The organism is Timonella sp. A28 (assembly GCF_051200815.1).
Lineage (GTDB): Bacteria > Actinomycetota > Actinomycetes > Actinomycetales > Cellulomonadaceae > Timonella.
The window spans coordinates 2,152,200-2,171,456 of sequence record NZ_CP195159.1 but is presented as its reverse complement, the minus strand read 5'-3'; the positions used below and the strand labels follow the sequence as shown (position 1 = coordinate 2,171,456).

Sequence of the window (19,257 nt, the reverse complement as noted above, 5' to 3'; positions counted from 1 at the left end):
AAAACCGAAGTGCCGAGCAGGGCGTGAGGGGAGGTCTACGCCCGGCCCGGCACTCACGGTGGTGTGGGGTTAGTTCTTTGGCTTGGTGATGTTCAACGAGGTGTTGAGGATCTCGTCGTACTTAGCCGCGATTTCCTTAACGTCTCCACCACTTGCAAGCTCGAAGAAGAGCTCTTCCATCTTCTGGGTCTGCTCGAATGCTGCCCAGTCTGGTGATGCTGGTGTGATAACACCGTTCTGTCCAGAAGCAACTGCTGCTTCCTTCACAGCGTCACCCTTAGCAAGCTCAGCGTGCTGAGCGTAGATGGTTCCAAGACCAGCTTCTGCAAGGATCTTCTGGTATGGCTCTGAGAGCATGATGTTCAGAACAGCTTCTGCTGCTTCAGGGTTTTGTGACTTAGCAGAGATACCGATGTTGGATCCACCAAGGAATACTGGGGCTACGCCACCGTCAGCACCTGGAAGTGCGAATGCTGACCACTTGATGTCGTCCTTTGTTCCTTCGATTGAGCCTGCTGCCCAACCTGGAGCCATGAACATTGCTGTCTTGCCCTCGTTGAATGGAACCCAAGTCTCGGAGTCGTCTGCATCCTTAGGAGCGTTTGTTCCGTTCTCGTAGATGTCCTGAATCATTTCAAGACCCTTGATCGACTCTGGAGTAGAAAGCTTTCCTACCCACTTGCCGTCTTCGTAGGTAGCAATTTGGCCACCGTTTGCGAAGATCCACGAGATACCGTTACGCCAGTCCTGTCCACCGAGGTAAACACCGGAAACCTTGTCGGTGTTAAGTTCAGCAGCGAGCTTGTTGAAGTCAGCAAGCGTCTCTGGAACTTCCTTTACCAAGTCAGAGTTGTAGTACGCAATACGTGAACCTGAGTAGTAAGGAGCAGCGTAAAGCTTACCGTTGTACGATCCACCCTCTACGAAACCACCAAGAGTAAGGTCGTTGTCCTTGTCGAGGTCTGCCCATAGACCGGTGATGTCGCGGAATGCGCCAGCGGTTGAGAACGCCTGAACCTGGGTGTTACCAAGTTCAACAACGTCTGGGGTCGACTTAGGGTCAGCGATCGAAGTCGTGACCTTAGGTACGAGGTCTTCCCAGCCGATACGCTCAACGTTGACTGTGATTTCCTGCTTGTTAGCTTCAGTCTTGAGGTAGGTGACTGCGTCTTCAGGGGTGTCAGTCTCACCAGCAAGCCAAACGGTGATCTCCGATGGACCAGATGGCTTTGCGGAATCGGTTGCTTCTTTGTCCGAGTCGGTTCCACATGCGGTGAGAGCAAGTGCTGCTGCAGCTCCGATTGCTGCAATACGAACGAGCTTCATGATTATCCTTTCTTAAAGACTGCCTTGGGTGGGATAGAAGGGAAGTTAAGACAGTCCGAGTTCTCCGCCTAGGACGTGCGCGGCAGCCCCGAAGAGCACACCGTCACGGCCCAGAGCAGACATTCGCAATACAACTGGCCGGTCAGAAAAATGACTGGTAGTTGTGTTGACAGTTTCTTCAGCAGCCTTCAAAAACTCCCCGTCGAGGAGTTCTGTTGGGCCAAAGAGGACAACATCGTACAAGCCGAGCGCCTGGGTAATTGGAGCGAGCACTTGTCCGAGTTGTTGTCCGGCTATGGTGAGTTCCTGTGCGGTTTGGGCTGCATCTTTCCCATTGATCCGAGCGCGGAGACGAGGCGTTGCTACGAACGCTTCGAGGCACCCAGTTCGGCCGCACGGGCAAGGCACGTTTTCGTCACTGATTTTGACGTGCCCGATTTCACCAGCAGTACCTTCAGCGCCGCGTAACAGGTTTCCATCGCACAAGATACCTGCACCGACACCGTGGCTGATTTGCACCATCATCAGCCCAGCACCATCACCCTCGCCAAAAGTGTTTTCAGCGAGGACAGCTGTGTCTGCGTCGTTTGCAACGTACGCAGGCAATTCAAGGGCCGCAGTTATTGCGGCAGTCAGGTTGAGGTCGCGCCAACCAAGGTTAGGAGCGTTGCGTACCACTCCGTGCGCGTTTACAACACCTGGGGTTCCTACTCCAATACCAATAATTGGAGCGTTAGCTTTTTCGACGAGGCTACGAGCCAACGAAATCACTTTCGCTACGGCAGCTTCACCGCGTTGGCCTTCGAGTTGCACGGAATCACGGCTGAGGATTTCGCCGCCGAGCGACAACACTGCGCCACGGAGTTCCGTCTCGTCAGAAAGCTCAAGACAAATAATGTTGTGGGCTTCGTACTTAACAGTTACGAGGGTTGCTGGCTTTCCAACACGCGTGCCTGGTCGGGGCCCAATTTCTTCTACAAGTTCGCGGTCTATCAGGTCATTCACAACATCTGATACGGTTACGCGAGTAAGGCCAGTTGCACGCGCAAGGTCAGCACGGCTAGCTGGATCCTTCTTGTACAGCTCTTGGAGTACAAGGGATCGGTGTAGTTGTCGAACATTGGCCGGGAGAAGCTTCGATGACTCCCCCGCCAAACGAGCGCCGTTTGCTCGTCGACCTGTACTACTGGCGATCGATGTCATAAAGTAAGTACACCTTACTTACTAATTAACGTCAAGCCCGAAAATAGCGATTTTCGGTTAAGTTCTGATAACGGTCCCAACGACGGAAAACCTTATGCCAGCCCACATTATTCCTAAGCCCCAGCAGCTCGAACTCCTCGGACAACCAGCACCACAAGTGTCTGCCAAAGATTTCGAGTCCCTCGCAGCACAACTTGCTGATTGGGCCCCCGGAGCAGCTCTTCGAATCACAGAATTCGGCTCGAAAGCAGATTCCGCATCCCCACTCCCACACGTCTCGGCCACCCCCAATAAGGACCTGCCAGCAGAGGGATACGCCCTAGCGCTAACAGACGAGTCGCTCACCCTTGAAGCAGCAGATGCTTCAGGCGCGCTCTACGCAGTTAACGCACTCATTCAAGCGCTCAGCACCGAAGGCGTCGAACAGTTCCGCGCAACAGGACATCCTGAATACGCAACGCGTGGTTTCATGCTCGACATCGCACGCCACTTCTTCGGTGTCAGCACCATCAAACGCACAATCGACATCGCGTCAACCTACAACCTGAACCGTCTACACCTACACCTGTCAGACGACCAAGGCTGGCGCATCGAAATTGATGGACTTCCTGAGCTCACTAAGCTTGCGTCCACCAGCGACACAACCAATGGTGACGGCGGATGCCTCAACTTTGATGACTACGAAGAGATCCAACAGTATGCGGAACTCTATGGCATGACCCTCGTCCCAGAGATCGACCTACCTGGCCACACCAACGCGCTACTCGTTGCAATCCCAGAGATCTCACCTGACGGTAAACCACGCGAACACTATGCGGGCACCGACGTAGGTTTCTCATGGGTGCACCTCACCTCAGATGCAACATGGGAAGTGCTCGACACCATCGTCGGCTCACTCAGCCGCCGCACCCGCGGAGAGTACATCCACTTAGGTGGAGACGAGGTCCTTAAAGTTGACCGTGCCGAATACGAAGCATTTATGACTCGTCTCGGACAGCTCGCCGCAAAGCACGGCAAAAAGCTCACCCTATGGCACGAAGCTGCTGGCCCTCAATACCCTGAAGGCACACAACTTCAGTATTGGACAAAGCAGTTCAACGTAGACAACTTGCAGCACTTGGATTCCACGCCAGGCCTACAGGTCATCGCGTCTCCAGCGCCAAACGCCTACCTTGACCTCATGCCTGTTGCAGACTTCCCATTGGGGCAAGACTGGGCCGGTCTCTTTACGCTTCGGGATTCCTTTGACTGGATTCCTGCAGAGCAAACCCCAGCACCTGCAGAACTTATTACAGGTGTTGAAACCTGCCTGTGGACAGAAACCATCCGCACCGAAGACGAGATCATGACTATGCTCTTGCCTCGCCTTCCAGGTGTTGCGTCCGTGGCGTGGGGTTCAGACCGCGACTACGACACCTTCGTGTCGTCAATCGTCACGCACAGCAAAGACTGGGCTGACCGCGGCTACAACTTCTACCGCGACCCAGAAGTCAACTGGGGCTAAACCGCAATACACATGAGTGTGGGGGCCGATGCTCAGCATCGGCCCCCACACTCATTTAGTTAACTGTGCACTAAACGCCACTCGCGGCTTTACGCATAAAGCGCTGATAACAAGAGCACAAACAAACACGTTCGTTTCAATCGCATTGAGATCTGCAAGCGGTACCGCCCACCACTGAACATACCCGTGAACGACGCCTGCGACGCCAGAAAGAACGGGAAGAAGCGCAGCGGCAATAAGCCCACCCTTTACGTGCACAACACGAGAAACGATATGCGCTATCGCAAGCATGGCAACCGTCGTGCGAATAATTATTTCTGGCTCCACCTGCATATGTGGCTCTAACAGCAGCAAGAGGGCATAAGTTACTCCAATGAGCACGCTGTACAGCAACAAATCGTAGTAACGCACAGGACGTGTAGCGGTAAGCTCAACAAACCTTTGTCTTGTTGCATGACCTAATCCTGCGACCAGGATAAGCGGAACAAAATCGCTAACCCGCATCAATGCATGTGCGCTAAAAAGCCCAGGCAACCCGAATTCAATAGGTGTTGTAAACGCGGCGATAAAACCTACTGCACCGACAAGTAAAAATTGAAGTGCAACTTGCCGTTGTTTAACCCATAGATTCACGTACCCTCTTTTTCACATGTCATTTCATACAGAATCCGAGACTGTACGAAATCCACTTGCTTAGCTTTTTTCATGGCAAATAACTCATGATCGGCAACGTCTTCAAACACTTCGTACTCAGGGTCGATTTGTTGCCCTAACCATGAATAAACTGCCCAAAAATCTGCGTCATCTTGCGCTTGTATGAGACATTCATCAGTTCTGGAATATGGAGCTAAGCCTTGCACAATATGCTGCTGGAGAGTCCCCTCAACAAGCATGGCTTCGGACAGAGAGAACTTCCATGCACCGAGGTTTTCTTGTGACTCAGTAATCGTGTGTGGAATGTCAATGCCACTTTTGACAAGAGTGTTCACCGCAGCATCAATATCGTGCTGCGCAGAGTCCAAAAGCACTACGTTTTCAGGCCAAACACATACTTCTACACTGTACTGCGCACACACTAATGGGTCAGTTCGATCAGCTGATAAATACATACCGTATGGCTTTGCTAGGTAGGAAGCTCCTAAAAAACCTGCTGTAACTATTGCGACGGAAAAACCCGCCATCAGGAACTTCAACGAATAAACCTTGCCGAACACCCACGGCACAGTCGCAACTATTATCCCGACACATATAAGCGTTGGCACTACCCACGTGAGCGCAATGAATTGACTACTTGCTCCGCAGCACATCGACTGGTATCCCGTAAGGCTCCGTATCCATCCGGGCTCAAGAGCAGGCGGATACGCGAACCACACATATCCGCCCACTAAAACAAGTGTGCTTGCAAGCCAATTAGATAAGTAGCGCCCAAACAGCGCACCAATCGACACGCCAGCAAAAACACTCGCCACATAGGGTATGAGCCCAGTCAAAGCACGACCTGTAATCTGCGGTGAACCCCCAAGAGCGACACCAACAAACGCCGCAAAAATTGTGCTAATTCCAAGTAAAACCGCAGGAAATAAAGCAAGTATGACGATGTTTACTTTGCTTCGCTGCCATAGCGGCAAAAAAACTTTGCCTCGAACCAGCCTCGCCATATCCCACGCAGCAATTGCGCTCACGACTGGAACAGCGAACACCATTCCTACAGTTGTGGAGGCAACCGTTGAATCTGCATACCCCGGCACAAACCCGTACAGCGTCTGGCTATGCGCATAAAGGACGGTGAAAACTATGAGAGGAATACACCACCACACAGCAGCAGAACGTCGCCATTCAGGTAGTAACATGCATGCTCCTTCTGATGAGGGTTTCAAAAACCCATTCAGCGCGCATGTGCACCGGAATATCTGAAGGAACACCTTGGGTAAATTCAGACACGCTGCCTTGCCAAAGCACTTTTCCAGCATCTACGACAAGAACTGAATCGTAGATGGCATCAATATCTTGCGTCTGATGTGTTGAAACAATGAGTTGGATACGTGGATCTATATCAGCAAGCAAATTCCTTAATTCACCCTGCTGGATGGGGTCAAGCCCAGCTGCAGGTTCGTCCAACAGCAACACTTCAGCTTCATGCACTAACGCCTGAGCGATACCCATACGTCGCAGTTCTCCCCCAGAAAGCCTCGTTGCTTTTGAGTGCGCTCTAGACGAAAGGCCAACTCGCTCCAGAACTTTCGTCGCTTGCGTGTATGCGTCCTTGCGGCTTAGACCTTTTAGCCAGCCTGCATAACGCACTGACTCCTGCACTGTAAAACCGTCAAGGATAGGAATGTGCTGCGGCAAGAAACTAATCGCTTTGCGGTGCATGGCACGAGTGGATTTTGTGCGCGGCACACCATTGAGAACTATCACGCCTTTGCGTGGTTCAAACACACCCGCACACAAACTTAACAGGGTGGTTTTTCCAGCTCCGTTGCGTCCAAGCAGAACTGTTTTTCCAGGATCAAAACGAACCGTTAAATCGTCATAAAGAGGGGCTGACCTTGAACTATAAGAAAAGGTCAACCCCTCAACAGCAAGTCTGCTCACCCTGCGCCCACTTTTCGCTCAGCAACCCTCCATATGGAGAGCGCACGTTTCACGCCAATACATGGCAAGAATACTTAAAAACGTGTGAAAAGAGTAAAAAGGACAGAAGGTGGCTGTTTGTTTTTATCGTTCTACAACGAGTTCTCCGCCGCGGTACACCTTGTGCACCGAAAGGTCGTCGTTCAGTACAACAACGTCAGCGCGAGCGCCTTCGTTTAAGTTTCCGATGTCGGTGCGTTTCAACGCTGCTGCCGGTGTGGTTGTTGCGGCAGCAAGTGCGTCTTCAAAGTCGAGGCCAGCGACTGTCACCGCGTATTGCACTGCGCGTTCCATGGTGAGTGTCGAGCCAGCGATAGCGCCGTTTGATTTCAGTCGTGCCACGCCTGCTTCAACGGATACTTCAAGTGAACCGAGCAGGTAGTCGCCGTCTGCCATGTCTGTTGCGTCCATTGAGTCTGTTACAAAGATGACTCGTCCGCGGCCTGCTGATTGCGCAGCATGCTTGATGATTGCGGGGTGCAGGTGGACTCCGTCAGCGATCAGTTCAACGGTGATGCGTTCGTCTTCTAGCATTTTGACGATTGGCCCTGGAATACGGTGATGTATTGGGTTCATTGCGTTGAACAGGTGGGTGACGTTGTCTGCTCCTGCGTCGATTGCTGCGGCTGCTTCGTCGTAGGAGGCGTCGGTGTGCCCGATAGCTGCGATGGCTCCGCGTTCAACAAAGTTTTTTACCGCGTCCATGCCGCCATCAAGTTCTGGGGCGATGGTGACCATTTTTACTGCGCCTGGGTGGGCGTCAAAAATGGTTGCGATGTCTTGCGGGGTTGGGGCGACGAGTAGGGTCGGTTCGTGTGCGCCTTTGTGTGCGACTGATAGCCATGGGCCTTCAAGGTGGATACCTGCAATGTCTCCGGCATCGACGAGTGGTCCTAGTGTTTTCACGGATTCGGCCATGTCTGGGACTGCGCCTGTGACGAGGGAGGCAACCATAGTGGTTGTGCCGTGGTTGAGGTGTGTGTTCAGCGCTGTGCGTGCGCGTTCAAGCGCGGCGTCGCCGGAGCCTCCGAAGGCTCCTCCGCCTCCACCGTGGCAGTGGATGTCAACGTATCCTGGGACGATTGTTCCGGCGATGTCTGTGACTGTCGCGTATGCGTACTGGTTTGGAATTGGGCCAGTACCACTGCCTGTTATACGTCCTTCTGTTATGGCAAGCCATCCGTCTTTAAGGATGTCAGTGCCGGTGTAGATTGTGGCCGCACGAAGCAGATGAGTCATCTCTTTTATCCTTTTGAAGTTAATGTGGTGACCTCCCCAGGCTCTTTCTAGGCTACCGGACTTGCTGGTTCTTTCGGGACCGTCTTTGGTCCTTGCTTCATGTGCTGTGCGGTGAGGGTTGATTGTGTCGTGCATGTCAGTGGGGCTGGGTATGTTGAGCACATATTGTCGCTGGGATGGGCAGGAGCACACACGCATGAATATTGATGAGTTACAGACTTTTATTGTGACGGCTAAACAGCGCACATATGTGGGTGATGCACTGCCACAAGATCCGTCCGCGCCGGGGTCGCACGACATTGTGTTTTCGCAGGGCGACTGGTCGTATCTTGACCGGTATTTTGGTGGCACGAATTTTCTTGGGCAAGAGACCGTTTGGTTTCGTGATGTGCCGGTCTGGTCGATGGCATATTTCGGTGTTATTACTCGTCCTGAGCTTATTGATGGGCAACGTGCCGGTGAAACGATCGTCGCCGCGTTAAGTTCTATGTATGACGAGGGCCGGTTTCTTGGCGGGTTTTCGTTTTCTGGTGAACATGGCACGTATGTGGATGCAAGCGAAGGAACCGTTGGTCGGTTCACGGGTCGTGAGTACATTGAGGTGGGTGGGGTTCAGGCTTATGAACTCTCATATTTTGGTGGGCTTGTTTTTGAATAGTGACCGGTAACTGCGGTTAAATGTGCGTACATGCGCGAGAGTGGAGGATACGTGAGCGACACGGACAAGATTGATCCGCTTGCTTTGGAAAGCCAGGTTTGTTTTGCGTTGACTCGTGCTTCGCGTAGCGTTGTGGCTTTGTATCGTCCGGTTCTTGAGCCTTTGCGTCTCACGCATCCTCAATATTTAGTGATGCTTGCATTGTGGCAGCACGCTCCGCTTTCCATTAAGGAATTGAGCGCTCTTTTACATTTGGATCCTGGCACGTTGTCTCCGCTGGTGAAGCGCCTTGAATTGCTTGGCTATATTCGTCGCGGGCGGGACCATAATGACGAGCGTTCACTTGCGATTGTACTCACTGACGCTGGTAAAGATTTGCGTCAACAGGCAGAAGATATTCCGACTCGTATGATGGCTCGGCTGGGTATGAGCCGCTCAGAGTTGGAGGCTTTGCATGCAAGTATGACGAAATTGATTGCGGCAGCTCACGACATTGAGCGTGCTTCTCAGCAGCAGTAGTGGGAAAGCCGGACGTGTCGCCTGTGCTTGTCACAAACTCGACTCACGGTAAACCACTTAGTAGGCTAATGGTTGGTGCACAAAGTAATTTTGTGTTCCACGCCCGCACCCGCGCCACACGGCCCACACACTGGAGTCAGCCATGACACCACGCACCCCAAAAACACAAACACCCAACCAAAAAACACGCGGCATGCGCCTAACCGAAAGCCTGTTGCCAGTATTCGGTCCCGCCCAAGTCGGAGACCTCACCGCACCAACCCGACCCGCAACCCCACAAGACAAAGCCCGCGACGAAGAACTAAACTCACAACTCGAACGACGCATCAGCGCCGACGGCACACCGTACCTCGTCGCAAAGCCGCACAACTAGGCCGCCAACACGAAGGAAAAGCATGTTTACTGGGATAGTCGAAGAAGTTGGAACCATCGTCGAGTTGGAAGAACCACCAGCAACCGGCAATCCCACAGACACAATCTCCATGCGCATTGCCGCCCCCGAAGCAACCAGCACCGCACAACTAGGCGACTCCATCGCAATAAACGGAGTCTGCCTCACCGTTGCTGAACTGCCCGGAAACGGCACCTTCACCGCCGACCTCATGCCAGAAACCCTCAAACGCACAGCATTAAACACACTCAAGGCTGGCTCACGAGTCAACATTGAACGCGCCATGCCTGCGCATGGGCGTCTCGATGGCCACATTGTGCAAGGCCACGTTGATGGAATCGCACAGCTCGCTAAACGAGTTGATGGTGAACGATGGTCCGATCTGACTTTCAACCTCCCCTCGGAACTTAGCCGCTATGTCGTCGAAAAGGGTTCTATCGCAGTTTCAGGAACATCATTGACTGTCACCAAAGTTGGGGATGACTGGTTTTCTGTTTCGCTCATTCCAACGACCCTTGCGTTAACAATCCTTGGTGATCTCAACGTAGGCGATCTCGTCAATATTGAGGTTGATGTCATCGCCAAGTATGTTGAACGACTCGTTAGCCGTCCTGAGTGAGCACGGTTGCGTTCGCATTGTGTGCATAGGGTTTTGTTTCACGGAATCTAGCGTTAGGATTGCGGCGTAACATACGAACAACAGTTTCGGGGTCGGTGAAAGTCCGAACCGGCGGTTAAAGTCCGCGACCCTGCATTCGTTTGAATGTAGGTTGACTCGGTGAAATTCCGAGACCGACGGTTAAAGTCCGGATGGGAGAAACTGTCTCAGCATATGCGTGCGCGCACTGTCGTTGACTGTGTGCTTGCGCGTTGTTGTACGCGCATACCTGTGCACTGCACCATCGCGTACCTGTAGACACTTTTTGCCTCCTCGGAACTTTTCCGAAGGAGGCTTTTACGTTGCTGAGCAATGCCACGCGTGAAACATCTTTGTCTGGTGTGTTTGTGCCGCGCCCAGTAACCGAACAAGAAATCCACGCCTTAGATGAGGCTTTCGACGCCGCACACGATGGACCGCTCGACACCGCAAATCCACGGGTTGGTTGCGTTCTTATGTCTGCTGATGGGCTCACATCCGTTGTGGGCTGGCACAAGGGCGCTGGAACCCCACACGCTGAAGCAATGGCGTTAGCAGTTGCACGCTCTACCGGGTTTAAGCTTCACGGTTCCACGGCGTTTGTCACGTTGGAGCCGTGCGCCCATCATGGCCGCACTCCACCATGCGCTGTCGCTCTTATTGAAGCGGGCGTGAGACGCGTCATCTACTCCTACCCTGACGCGTCTCCGCTTGGCGGAGGTGGAGCGGCTTTGCTTCGTCGTGCAGGAGTAGAAGTTCTAGGTGGCATCAACTACCAGCGCGGCAAAGAGCTTATCTTTTCGTGGCTCGATAACGCCCCTCACGATGTTGACCCGCAACAGTGGGTGCCGCAGCGGCCTTATGTGATTGCTAAGTGGGCGATGAGTTTAGACGGTCGCATTGCCGCAGCAGATGGCACCAGCACGTGGATTACTGGGGAACAGGCGCGAGCTTATGCGCATACGATCAGGTCAACTGTTGACGCTATTGCGGTAGGTTCTGGAACTTTCCATACGGACGACCCTCTTCTTACCGTTCGCGATACTCCTGAGCAGGCCCACCCTCTGCGTGTTGTTGTGGGAAACCGCCCTGTTTCTGAAGGTTCGCGTGCATGCAGTGCGGGGGCGAGCCTGTTACATGTCCCGACGAGGGATCTGCCTTGTTTTGTTGAGACTCTTAGCCACAATTCTGTGCGGCGGGTGCTTGTTGATGGTGGGCCAACTCTTGTCAGTGCTCTTATCGCGGAGCAGTTAGTTGATGAATTGCATGTGTATGTTGCGCCCAAACTGCTTGGGGCGGGTAAATCTGCGTTCGATGATGCGGGTGTCACTACCCTCACCGCCGCTCACCACTTCAGCGTTGTCGAAACGCAGCGTCTTGGGGAAGACGTGTTTATTCGGCTTGTTGCCACTACTGACCTTGGAGATGCGTCATGAAAGATCTCGTCATTGCTGCTTTGCGTGAGGGCCGCCCCGTGCTTGTTGCGGATGCTCACGATAGAGAAAACGAAGTGGATGTCATCCTTTCTGCACAGGTGGCGTCTTCCGAGTGGATTGCTTGGACTGTGCGTTATACGTCTGGCTATTTGTGTGCACCCATGCCTAACGAGCTTGCTGACGCGTTAAACCTTCCGCTTATGGTTGCTGATTCTGAAGATCCACGCCGCACTGCATATTGCGTGTCTGTTGATGCTGCGCAGGGAGTAACCACTGGTATTTCTGCGCATGACCGTGCGTTAACGTTACGGTTGTTGGCTGATCCGACTGCCACGCCGGAACACTTTATTCGCCCTGGGCATGTCTTGCCGTTGCGGGCAGTTGCTGGCGGTCTTACCCAACGTCAAGGACACACTGAAGCTGCTGTCGCGTTATGTGAACTGGCTGGGTTGTCTCCTGTTGGTGTTATTGGGGAGCTTGTGTGTGACGACGGGTCGATGATGCGTTATGACGAGGCGACTTCTTTTGCCCGCGAGCATGATGTGCTGCTGATTTCTATTGAGGAAATTGCTGAATGGACTGCGGCTTCTCCGCTCTCACCTGAGCCTGCTGGTGGACGGATAACTCGCACTGGAACAGCACAGTTACCCACGGAAGATGGCACGTTCACTTTGCATAGTTTCGCTGACAGCCACACGGGTGTGGAACATGCTGCGCTGGTGAGTGCACAACCTGGCGGTCATGTTCGTATTCATTCTGAGTGTTTAACAGGTGATGCGTTTGGCTCGTTACGTTGTGACTGCGGCCCGCAATTGCGTGAGTCGATGCGCATCATTTCGCAGCAAGGTGGGGCTCTCATATATCTGCGAGGGCATGAGGGCCGCGGCATAGGTTTTGGCGCTAAAGTCCGCGCGTATGCGTTGCAAGAAGACGGGTTAGACACCGTGGATGCAAACATCGCGTTAGGTTTTCCCCCTGACCTGCGCGAGTACGGTGCGGCAGCCGAAATTGTGCGTTTTCTTGCGCACGATAATCCCGCTTTATTGGACAGTTTGACTTTGATTTCGAACAATCCGTTGAAGTCTGAAGCTTTGGCATCGCATGGCATTGCGGTTGCTGACACGCATCGTATGCCGGTGCATCGCACTGAGTTTAATGCAGCTTATTTAGCGACGAAAGAATCCCGAATGGGGCATTCTTACGCGTCGCTCTCTCACATTTAGATTCATCACACGTTGAAAGGACACCTGTTGAGTACTGGAAATGGACCCACTCTTATCCCGGATGGGCGTGGTTTACACATTGTTGTTGTTGCAGCGCAGTGGCATACCGACATTATGGATGCGCTGATTGCAGGGGCCGTACGCACGTTGGACTCGTCTGGGGCAACGTATTCTCTAGTGCGCGTGCCGGGCACCTTTGAGTTACCTGTTGCGGCGCAACGCATTGCCACGAATGGCGCGCATGTTGATGGAATTGTCACGTTGGGAACCGTGATTCGTGGGGGCACACCTCATTTTGAGTATGTGTGCCAAGCTGCCGCTTTAGGTCTCACCAATGTGTCTACAAGCACGGGGGTTCCCGTCGGATTTGGTGTTTTGACCTGCGACGATGTTGAGCAGGCTGCTGCTCGCGCCAGCACGGACCCGCATGGTGACAATAAAGGCGTTGAGGCTGCGCACGCTGTTTTGGAAACTATTGTTGCTTTGCGTGCGTTTACTTCTTGACAGGGGCGTTCAGGCTCGGGGAGGAAGGGCGCGCACCCTTCCTCCCTGTTATTTGCTGGCTTAGCTCTCTTGTCAGGGCTGATGCTTGTTCCATGCACGCCACCCTTTAGCGCAGATAAATGGCACGATGATGAGGGTTGCTAAAAATCCGATGAGCCCTAAGCCTTCGAGTGTGAACCCGAAAGATTCGATTCCCTCAGGTGTGGCGTTCAGTCGCGCGTGAACGAACAGCCAGTCGTGCGTGACTGTGGTTGGTGTGGTTACGTGTAGTTGTTCAGCCGAGGCGATCAAGCCTTCACACAAAGAAATTACACCCAAGAGCCAGCCGTAAAGTATGACCGCAAACGCGATGATTCCGGCCCATACTCGTGGCACTGGCCTGCCGTAAGCTTCACGATAGTTGTGTGCCAGAACTTGTGCGGGCCCTAAATCTTGTATTGCGGCGCGCATGCCTTGTTCACGTGCCGCTTCTTTGAGTTCGCGCCTTAGATCTTTGCGTATCGTCGATACGTATGAATTGGGTAGCCCCGCCATAAGTAGGTCGACTTTAAATAGGTACCAGTCGAAGGCAAACGTATCGCGGGCGGCTATGCGCGGTGTGGTTGTCATATCTGTCCGGCCTTATTTCATGAGTGTGGTGACGATGGCGTTGAGGGCATTCCACGCGTCTTTGGCGCGAGCTATTTCGCGCTCGCCTTCTTGGGTTATCGCATATGTTTTCCGCGCAGGGCCGCTAGACGACGCAACGAGTTGATGGGTGACGCATCCGTCGCGTTCTAACCGCGTGAGTAGCGGATATACGGTGCCTTGACCTAGTCCTTCGAGTCCTTGCTTGTTGAGCCTTTGCACGAGGTCGTACCCGTGCGTTTCTTGTTTTGCTAGTTCTGCAAGGATCAGCATGGGCAGCACGCCTTTGAGTAGTTGTGGGTCATGGCGATGGGGTGTGTGACCTTGAGGTTCACTTTCAGGCATGACTAGACCATAACCCCCACTACTATACATAGTCAACTAGTCGCCTATGTATAGTAGTGGGCCGTCTCGCAGTTAAGCAGCCCACCCCAACAAATTCACGCCAATCCAGTTGTACGCCCCCGCCCACACAACCCAACCCGTCAACAAAGAAACAAGCACCTTTTCCCGCGCCGAACCCGCATTCCCCAACAGCGGAACAGACAGCGAACCACTCGCCTTCCACACGTCAGACAAAATAGGGGACTTACGCCACCACTTTGGCGGTTTAATCACAACAGGCCACATCACCGGAATGCCGCCCGTCGTAATAAAATCCCCAATCAAATGCGCCGCATAACCCACAGCAACAGCAGCCGGAAACCACACCCAATTATCTGCAGCAAAAATTACAACAATTGCCGCCAAACTCACGCTCGCAACCCACGCAAGAACGCGGCCCTTCACAAGCTCTAACGCCCGAATCGCAAACGCTGACAACAAAATAGCGCCAATTCCAGCACCCACGTAATAACTACCAAAATCACCAATCGGCACGTATATGCGAGCAGCTAACACCGCACCAAACATGGCAATAGCAAGCCCCAAAATAGAGTGCGTTCCACGTCGATGCCCACCAGACAATTTTTCCGTCACAACTGCGGCAATCGTCGACAACGGAGGCAACGACCGTGCAATAGTTCCACTGCGATGATCAATATCAGGCAACAAAGCAGCCCCAGCCGCCACAACAGCCCCAACACCTAACCCCGGCCCATCAACACCTTCAATCAACCCCAACGTCACCGGACCAGTACCCGCAACAAACAACCACGCCGCCGCACCCGAGACAGCATGCGATGCCCCCATCATGTTTTTAACGCCCTCCACAGAACTTTCAACTCAACAAGTATTCGGCCCCAAGCATATGGCGAGCCTGTGACAGGCACGAACACCGCCTACAGCACCAAGCCACCACGCACACAACCCTGCACAGACTCCCAGCCAACCGCACACACGAGCCCCACAAAGTAACAAGGAAGTTCGTCACAAAATCAAAATTCTTATGAGATGGCAACACTTCAGCAACAAATGCAGAATAGAGTTGATTGTTGGTGTGCCGGGAAGTCTGGTCGGCGAAGATCTGTTTTCCCCTACCTGCGGAAGGTCAGTCATGACTCAACTACGCACAAAACTCAGCAATGAGACTGTCAGCGGCGCGCTACTTTTGCTAGCAGCCATAGCGGCGATCGTATGGGCAAACAGTCCGTGGCAACAGGCCTACCACGATCTCTCAGACTTCACCTTTGGCCCTGCCGCACTACACCTCAACCTTTCCGTTTCTGCATGGGCAGCAGACGGACTGCTTGCGCTCTTCTTCTTCGTGATCGGCCTCGAGCTCAAACACGAGCTCACTGTAGGTTCGCTATCCAAACCTAAAGAAGCAGCAGTACCAGTCTTCGCCGCAATCGGCGGAATGGTCATCCCCGCCGCAATCTTCGTCGCAATCGTCGTGGGCATGGACGACGCTGCAGCACTAGGCGGCTGGGCTATCCCAACAGCAACCGACATCGCCTTCGCAATCGGTGTCCTTGCACTCTTCGGTAAAGGCCTGCCCAAAGCACTACGCCTCTTCCTGCTCACCCTTGCAGTCGTCGACGACCTCCTAGCCATCATCGTCATTGCCGTGTTCTACACGTCAGACCTCAACTTCGCAGCCCTTGGCTTAGCGCTCGTGGTCATTGCAATCTTCGGTTTTGTCACCCGCACACGCTGGGCAAAATGGTGGATCCTTATCCCACTTGGACTCGTCGCATGGACCCTCATGCACTCATCCGGTGTACACGCAACAATCGCTGGTGTGCTCCTTGGTCTTACTGTTCCTTCCAAGATTCTCTTTGGTGAAGAACACCCACGCACTGAGCACTACTCCGAAACGATCACCCCGCTGTCCTCCGGCATCGCGCTCCCAATCTTCGCGTTCTTTGCTGCGGGCGTTACCGTTGCAGGTGCAGGATCACTCGGTGAAGTATTCAGCCAGCCTGTCTTCATCGGTGTTACTCTCGGCCTCACCCTCGGAAAAGTCATCGGTGTTCTTGCCACAACAGCATTCATCGTCAAGTTCACTCCACTCCGACTGCCCGACGCAATTGGTGTTCGCGACCTACTCCCCGTCGGATTCCTGTGCGGAATCGGATTCACTGTCGCACTCCTCATCGCCGAATTGTCCTACCCAGACACCGAGCACACTGCGGCAGCAAAACTCGCGATTCTTATCGGATCCGTTCTCGCAGCAGTCTTTGGTGCCGCACTCCTACGCTGGGACGCACGCCAAGCACGTAACACAGACATGAACGAAGACGGCATACGCGACGTCAACATCGAACTCATGTAATCGAAAATATTCAACGGGGTGTGGCCTGCACGTGCAGGCCACACCCCGTTTTTGTTTTTATCAACACCCCACACAAACCCCTGCATGTCGGTGGCGTGCGCTACAAATAACCTATGACCTCGAACTACAACACCCTGCCCCCTGAACTTTCAATCCCTAAAGCGTGGGGATTTGACGATAGCGACAAAGAATACTTTCTCGAAGACATCTGGGGAATGGTCTTAAAAGGAAACAGCGACCTTGAAGAATACCTTGAGATATTCCACGACAGTTTCCAAGATGTTCCCGTCACCGACGATGAACTCACCGACTATTTCCGTTCAGTACTAGCTCTACGTCGCGCACAACTCCAAGCGCTCGGCGGCGTTCCAGAAACAAACCTCTCCCGCGCATTCAACGACCTCAACAATGCAGGAATCATCGCGCGAGCCGACTTCACCTGCTGCGGCACCTGCGCCTCCGCAGAGATCGGAGACGAACGCGACGACACGCAAAATTGGCGCGGATACGTGTACTTTCACACCCAAGACACCGACAGCATATTCGAAAGCCGCAGCACCTACATTGGATACGGGGCATTCGTAGATGCCCACTACACCGAACAAGAATGGGATGCTTTAGGCAAAAAGCAAGACAAAGCCTATGAGCAGACCACCCTCACTTTGATGCGTGAAGAAGTTATTCCCGTGTTTGAAAAACACGGGATAACCGTGGATTGGAATGGCAGTTTACGAACTCGGATACTCCTCGACAACGTTGACTATGTTGCAGCCTTAGACGACTAGCCTCGTCAACGTTTCAGCGCAGGCAGCACCGCGTCTCCGAAAGCCTTGATCCATTCCTTCTGGTTGCGGCCCACGTTATGCACATATATTCGATCAAATCCCATATCGGCATACCTTTGCAGGTGTGCTCGATGCTCATCAAGATCCGGCGAAATAAGCAACCGTCCCTCAAAATCTTCGGGCCGCACGAGTTTAGCGATCTGCTCAAACTCGTGCGGAGAACGAATGTCAGCCTTCGGGAATTTCATTCCCCCATTCGGCCATTCCACAAGCGCATTACGCAAAGCTTCCTCATACGTTGCAGCCCACGACACATGAACCTGTAACACCTTAGGCATCTCGTCCGGGTCACGCCCAACCTCGCGTGCACCTTCAGCAAATTTGCCAAAAAGCATCTCAATTTTTTCGACAGGAGCCCCAACTGTAATAAGACCGTCAGCATGCTTCCCTGCACGCTTCGCCGTTACTGGACCTGCCGTAGCAACAAGAATTTCAGGGGCATGCTCTGGCATTGTCCACAACCGCGTAGATTCCAATGTAAAAAACTTTCCCTGATGCTTTACATCCCTACCGGCCTGGGAAGCGTCAAAAAGTTTCTTAATAATCTCGATAGCTTCGAACATTCGATTAATGCGCTCCGGAGCTTCAGGCCAATACTGCCCAATAATGTGCTCATTGAGCGCTTCACCTGAACCAAGCCCCAACCAGTGCCGGCCCGGATACATTGCCGCTAAAGTCGCCGAAGCCTGCGCAACCATTGCCGGATGCCAGCGAAAAGTTGGAGTAGTAACACCAGGCCCCAAGTCCCCCACAGTGCGTTGCCCTAAAGCAGAAAGCACGTTCCACACGAATGCACTATGCCCTTGAGCTGGCACCCACGGTTGAAAATGGTCGGCAGCCATCACCCCAGAAAATCCGTTTTGTTCCGCATACGCGCAGTATTCAATAACGTCTGTGGGATGAAACTGCTCCAGCATTGCTGCATAACCGATAGTGAGATCTGGCATGTCAGTCCTTCCTCTACGTGCGATCACATTCGTTAGGCATCGCGATGAACTTTAGTAGCGCTCGCCTGTGCGACAGGCCGCACCACTAAAGAATCAACGTTCACGTGCGGCGGTAAAGTCAGCGTCCACCGAATCGCTTCGGCAACATCATGGGCAGTCAAGGGGTTTTTCACTCCGTCATACACTGCGTCAGCACGTGTTTGATCACCATCAAATCGCACTAGCGAAAACTCTTCCGTGTGAACCATTCCCGGTGCAATCTCAATAACGCGTAAAGGCTCACCGTTTAGTTCTAAACGTAAAGTCCGTGCAGCAACCCGTTCACCAAATTTAGCGGCCACATATCCACCGCCACCTTCATACGGTTCATGCGCTGCCGTAGACGTAATAAACACTATTGAACCTGCGGTGGCTTCACGTAAGGCTGGCAGTAACGCTTGGGTGATGCGGTATGTTCCAACAACGTTAAGTTCATACATGCGCGACCATTTTTCGAGGTCAGCACCATCAACGCGATCTAAGCCGAGCCCCCCCCCGCATTATTGACGAGGGCATCAACTGGGCCGCCTGCTGTAATAGTGGCGGCAGCCGCCATAACCGATGCAGAGTCAGTCACATCCGCAACAACGTATTCGCAGCCGGTCTCTTCTGCGAGTGCGCGCAGACGATCTTCTCGTCGGGCTACTGCAACAACGTCCCAGCCTTCCTGCCGCATAGTTCGCACAGTTGCTGTTCCAATACCTGAAGACGCTCCTGTAATAACTGCACGTTGCGGAACAGTTGGCACGTTCTGGTTATGCGGTGTCGTCATGAAGGTCCTGTCGTGGAACGATAATCTCGTGTCTCCA

Annotated in this window: 20 protein-coding genes, 1 pseudogene and 1 riboswitch; of the genes and pseudogenes, 10 read left to right on the top strand and 11 right to left on the bottom strand. The window is 53.2% G+C overall.

The window, feature by feature from the left end; all coding sequences use genetic code 11:
- Positions 1-69 precede the first annotated feature (69 nt).
- Both ACR9EC_RS10270 and ACR9EC_RS10265 read right to left on the bottom strand, forming a co-directional pair.
- Positions 70-1,326 carry an extracellular solute-binding protein gene (locus ACR9EC_RS10270; RefSeq protein ID WP_435299136.1) on the bottom strand — a complete coding sequence of 419 codons (1,257 nt, stop codon included), beginning with the start codon at positions 1,324-1,326 and terminating at the stop codon, positions 70-72.
- A gap of 45 nt (positions 1,327-1,371) precedes the next feature.
- Positions 1,372-2,529, bottom strand: a complete 1,158-nt coding sequence (locus tag ACR9EC_RS10265) for an ROK family transcriptional regulator (protein ID WP_435299135.1) — start codon at positions 2,527-2,529, stop codon at positions 1,372-1,374.
- A gap of 94 nt (positions 2,530-2,623) precedes the next feature.
- On the opposite strand from ACR9EC_RS10265, the gene ACR9EC_RS10260 reads away from it, so the two are divergent.
- Entirely contained in the window at positions 2,624-4,033 is a 1,410-nt protein-coding gene (locus ACR9EC_RS10260) for a family 20 glycosylhydrolase (protein WP_435299134.1), read from the top strand.
- A gap of 51 nt (positions 4,034-4,084) precedes the next feature.
- On the opposite strand, the gene ACR9EC_RS10255 is transcribed toward ACR9EC_RS10260, so the two are convergent.
- The 4 genes from ACR9EC_RS10255 to nagA all read right to left on the bottom strand — a co-directional run bounded on the left by ACR9EC_RS10255 (position 4,085) and on the right by nagA (position 7,906).
- The gene (locus tag ACR9EC_RS10255) at positions 4,085-4,666 is read right to left on the bottom strand and encodes a hypothetical protein (RefSeq protein ID WP_435299133.1); all 582 of its coding nucleotides are present in this window, start codon (positions 4,664-4,666) and stop codon (positions 4,085-4,087) included.
- Entirely contained in the window at positions 4,663-5,883 is a 1,221-nt protein-coding gene (locus ACR9EC_RS10250; RefSeq protein ID WP_435299132.1) for a DUF7224 domain-containing protein, read from the bottom strand. The genes ACR9EC_RS10255 and ACR9EC_RS10250 overlap by 4 nt, the downstream gene beginning before the upstream one ends.
- On the bottom strand, positions 5,870-6,628 hold the full coding sequence (locus tag ACR9EC_RS10245; protein WP_435299131.1) for an ATP-binding cassette domain-containing protein: 759 nt from the start codon (positions 6,626-6,628) through the stop codon (positions 5,870-5,872). The genes ACR9EC_RS10250 and ACR9EC_RS10245 overlap by 14 nt, the downstream gene beginning before the upstream one ends.
- Before the next feature lie 123 nt (positions 6,629-6,751).
- On the bottom strand, positions 6,752-7,906 hold the full coding sequence (nagA, locus tag ACR9EC_RS10240) for an N-acetylglucosamine-6-phosphate deacetylase (RefSeq protein WP_435299130.1): 1,155 nt from the start codon (positions 7,904-7,906) through the stop codon (positions 6,752-6,754).
- 196 nt (positions 7,907-8,102) lie between these two features.
- On the opposite strand from nagA, the gene ACR9EC_RS10235 reads away from it, so the two are divergent.
- From ACR9EC_RS10235 to ribH, 7 genes are all read left to right on the top strand, one after another.
- Positions 8,103-8,564: a DUF5680 domain-containing protein gene (locus ACR9EC_RS10235; protein WP_435299129.1), complete on the top strand. Its 462-nt coding sequence runs from the start codon at positions 8,103-8,105 to the stop codon at positions 8,562-8,564.
- Between the two features lie 51 nt (positions 8,565-8,615).
- Positions 8,616-9,083 carry a MarR family winged helix-turn-helix transcriptional regulator gene (locus tag ACR9EC_RS10230; protein WP_435299128.1) on the top strand — a complete coding sequence of 156 codons (468 nt, stop codon included), beginning with the start codon at positions 8,616-8,618 and terminating at the stop codon, positions 9,081-9,083.
- 142 nt (positions 9,084-9,225) lie between these two features.
- Entirely contained in the window at positions 9,226-9,456 is a 231-nt protein-coding gene (locus tag ACR9EC_RS10225; RefSeq protein ID WP_435299127.1) for a hypothetical protein, read from the top strand.
- 22 nt (positions 9,457-9,478) lie between these two features.
- A complete protein-coding gene (locus ACR9EC_RS10220; protein WP_435299126.1) occupies positions 9,479-10,093 on the top strand; it encodes a riboflavin synthase in 615 nt (204 codons plus the stop codon).
- A 78-nt stretch (positions 10,094-10,171) separates the two neighbouring features.
- Positions 10,172-10,300, top strand: a riboswitch (FMN riboswitch).
- Positions 10,301-10,434: 134 nt separating this feature from the next.
- Positions 10,435-11,547 carry a bifunctional diaminohydroxyphosphoribosylaminopyrimidine deaminase/5-amino-6-(5-phosphoribosylamino)uracil reductase RibD gene (gene ribD, locus ACR9EC_RS10215; protein ID WP_435299125.1) on the top strand — a complete coding sequence of 371 codons (1,113 nt, stop codon included), beginning with the start codon at positions 10,435-10,437 and terminating at the stop codon, positions 11,545-11,547.
- Positions 11,544-12,770, top strand: a complete 1,227-nt coding sequence (ribB, locus tag ACR9EC_RS10210) for a 3,4-dihydroxy-2-butanone-4-phosphate synthase (RefSeq protein WP_435299124.1) — start codon at positions 11,544-11,546, stop codon at positions 12,768-12,770. Before ribD ends, ribB begins: the two co-directional genes overlap by 4 nt.
- Positions 12,771-12,797: 27 nt before the next feature.
- Entirely contained in the window at positions 12,798-13,274 is a 477-nt protein-coding gene (gene ribH / locus ACR9EC_RS10205) for a 6,7-dimethyl-8-ribityllumazine synthase (protein WP_435299123.1), read from the top strand.
- 72 nt (positions 13,275-13,346) lie between these two features.
- On the opposite strand, the gene ACR9EC_RS10200 is transcribed toward ribH, so the two are convergent.
- The 3 genes from ACR9EC_RS10200 to ACR9EC_RS10190 form a co-directional block, all read right to left on the bottom strand.
- Positions 13,347-13,883, bottom strand: a complete 537-nt coding sequence (locus ACR9EC_RS10200; RefSeq protein WP_435299122.1) for a hypothetical protein — start codon at positions 13,881-13,883, stop codon at positions 13,347-13,349.
- Positions 13,884-13,895: 12 nt separating this feature from the next.
- A complete protein-coding gene (locus ACR9EC_RS10195) occupies positions 13,896-14,246 on the bottom strand; it encodes a PadR family transcriptional regulator (RefSeq protein ID WP_435299121.1) in 351 nt (116 codons plus the stop codon).
- Between the two features lie 72 nt (positions 14,247-14,318).
- Positions 14,319-15,095: a metal-dependent hydrolase gene (locus tag ACR9EC_RS10190; RefSeq protein WP_435299120.1), complete on the bottom strand. Its 777-nt coding sequence runs from the start codon at positions 15,093-15,095 to the stop codon at positions 14,319-14,321.
- A 301-nt stretch (positions 15,096-15,396) separates the two neighbouring features.
- Here ACR9EC_RS10190 and nhaA point away from each other — a divergent pair, with 301 nt between their 5' ends.
- A complete protein-coding gene (nhaA, locus tag ACR9EC_RS10185; RefSeq protein ID WP_435299119.1) occupies positions 15,397-16,617 on the top strand; it encodes a Na+/H+ antiporter NhaA in 1,221 nt (406 codons plus the stop codon).
- Positions 16,618-16,730: 113 nt separating this feature from the next.
- On the top strand, positions 16,731-17,402 hold the full coding sequence (locus ACR9EC_RS10180) for a DUF6891 domain-containing protein (RefSeq protein WP_435299118.1): 672 nt from the start codon (positions 16,731-16,733) through the stop codon (positions 17,400-17,402).
- Between the two features lie 5 nt (positions 17,403-17,407).
- Here ACR9EC_RS10180 and ACR9EC_RS10175 read toward each other — a convergent pair whose 3' ends face one another.
- Both ACR9EC_RS10175 and ACR9EC_RS10170 read right to left on the bottom strand, forming a co-directional pair.
- Positions 17,408-18,409: a TIGR03557 family F420-dependent LLM class oxidoreductase gene (locus ACR9EC_RS10175; protein WP_435299117.1), complete on the bottom strand. Its 1,002-nt coding sequence runs from the start codon at positions 18,407-18,409 to the stop codon at positions 17,408-17,410.
- 32 nt (positions 18,410-18,441) lie between these two features.
- Positions 18,442-19,220 (bottom strand): annotated as a pseudogene (locus ACR9EC_RS10170) (SDR family NAD(P)-dependent oxidoreductase).
- Between the last annotated feature and the right edge of the window lie 37 nt (positions 19,221-19,257).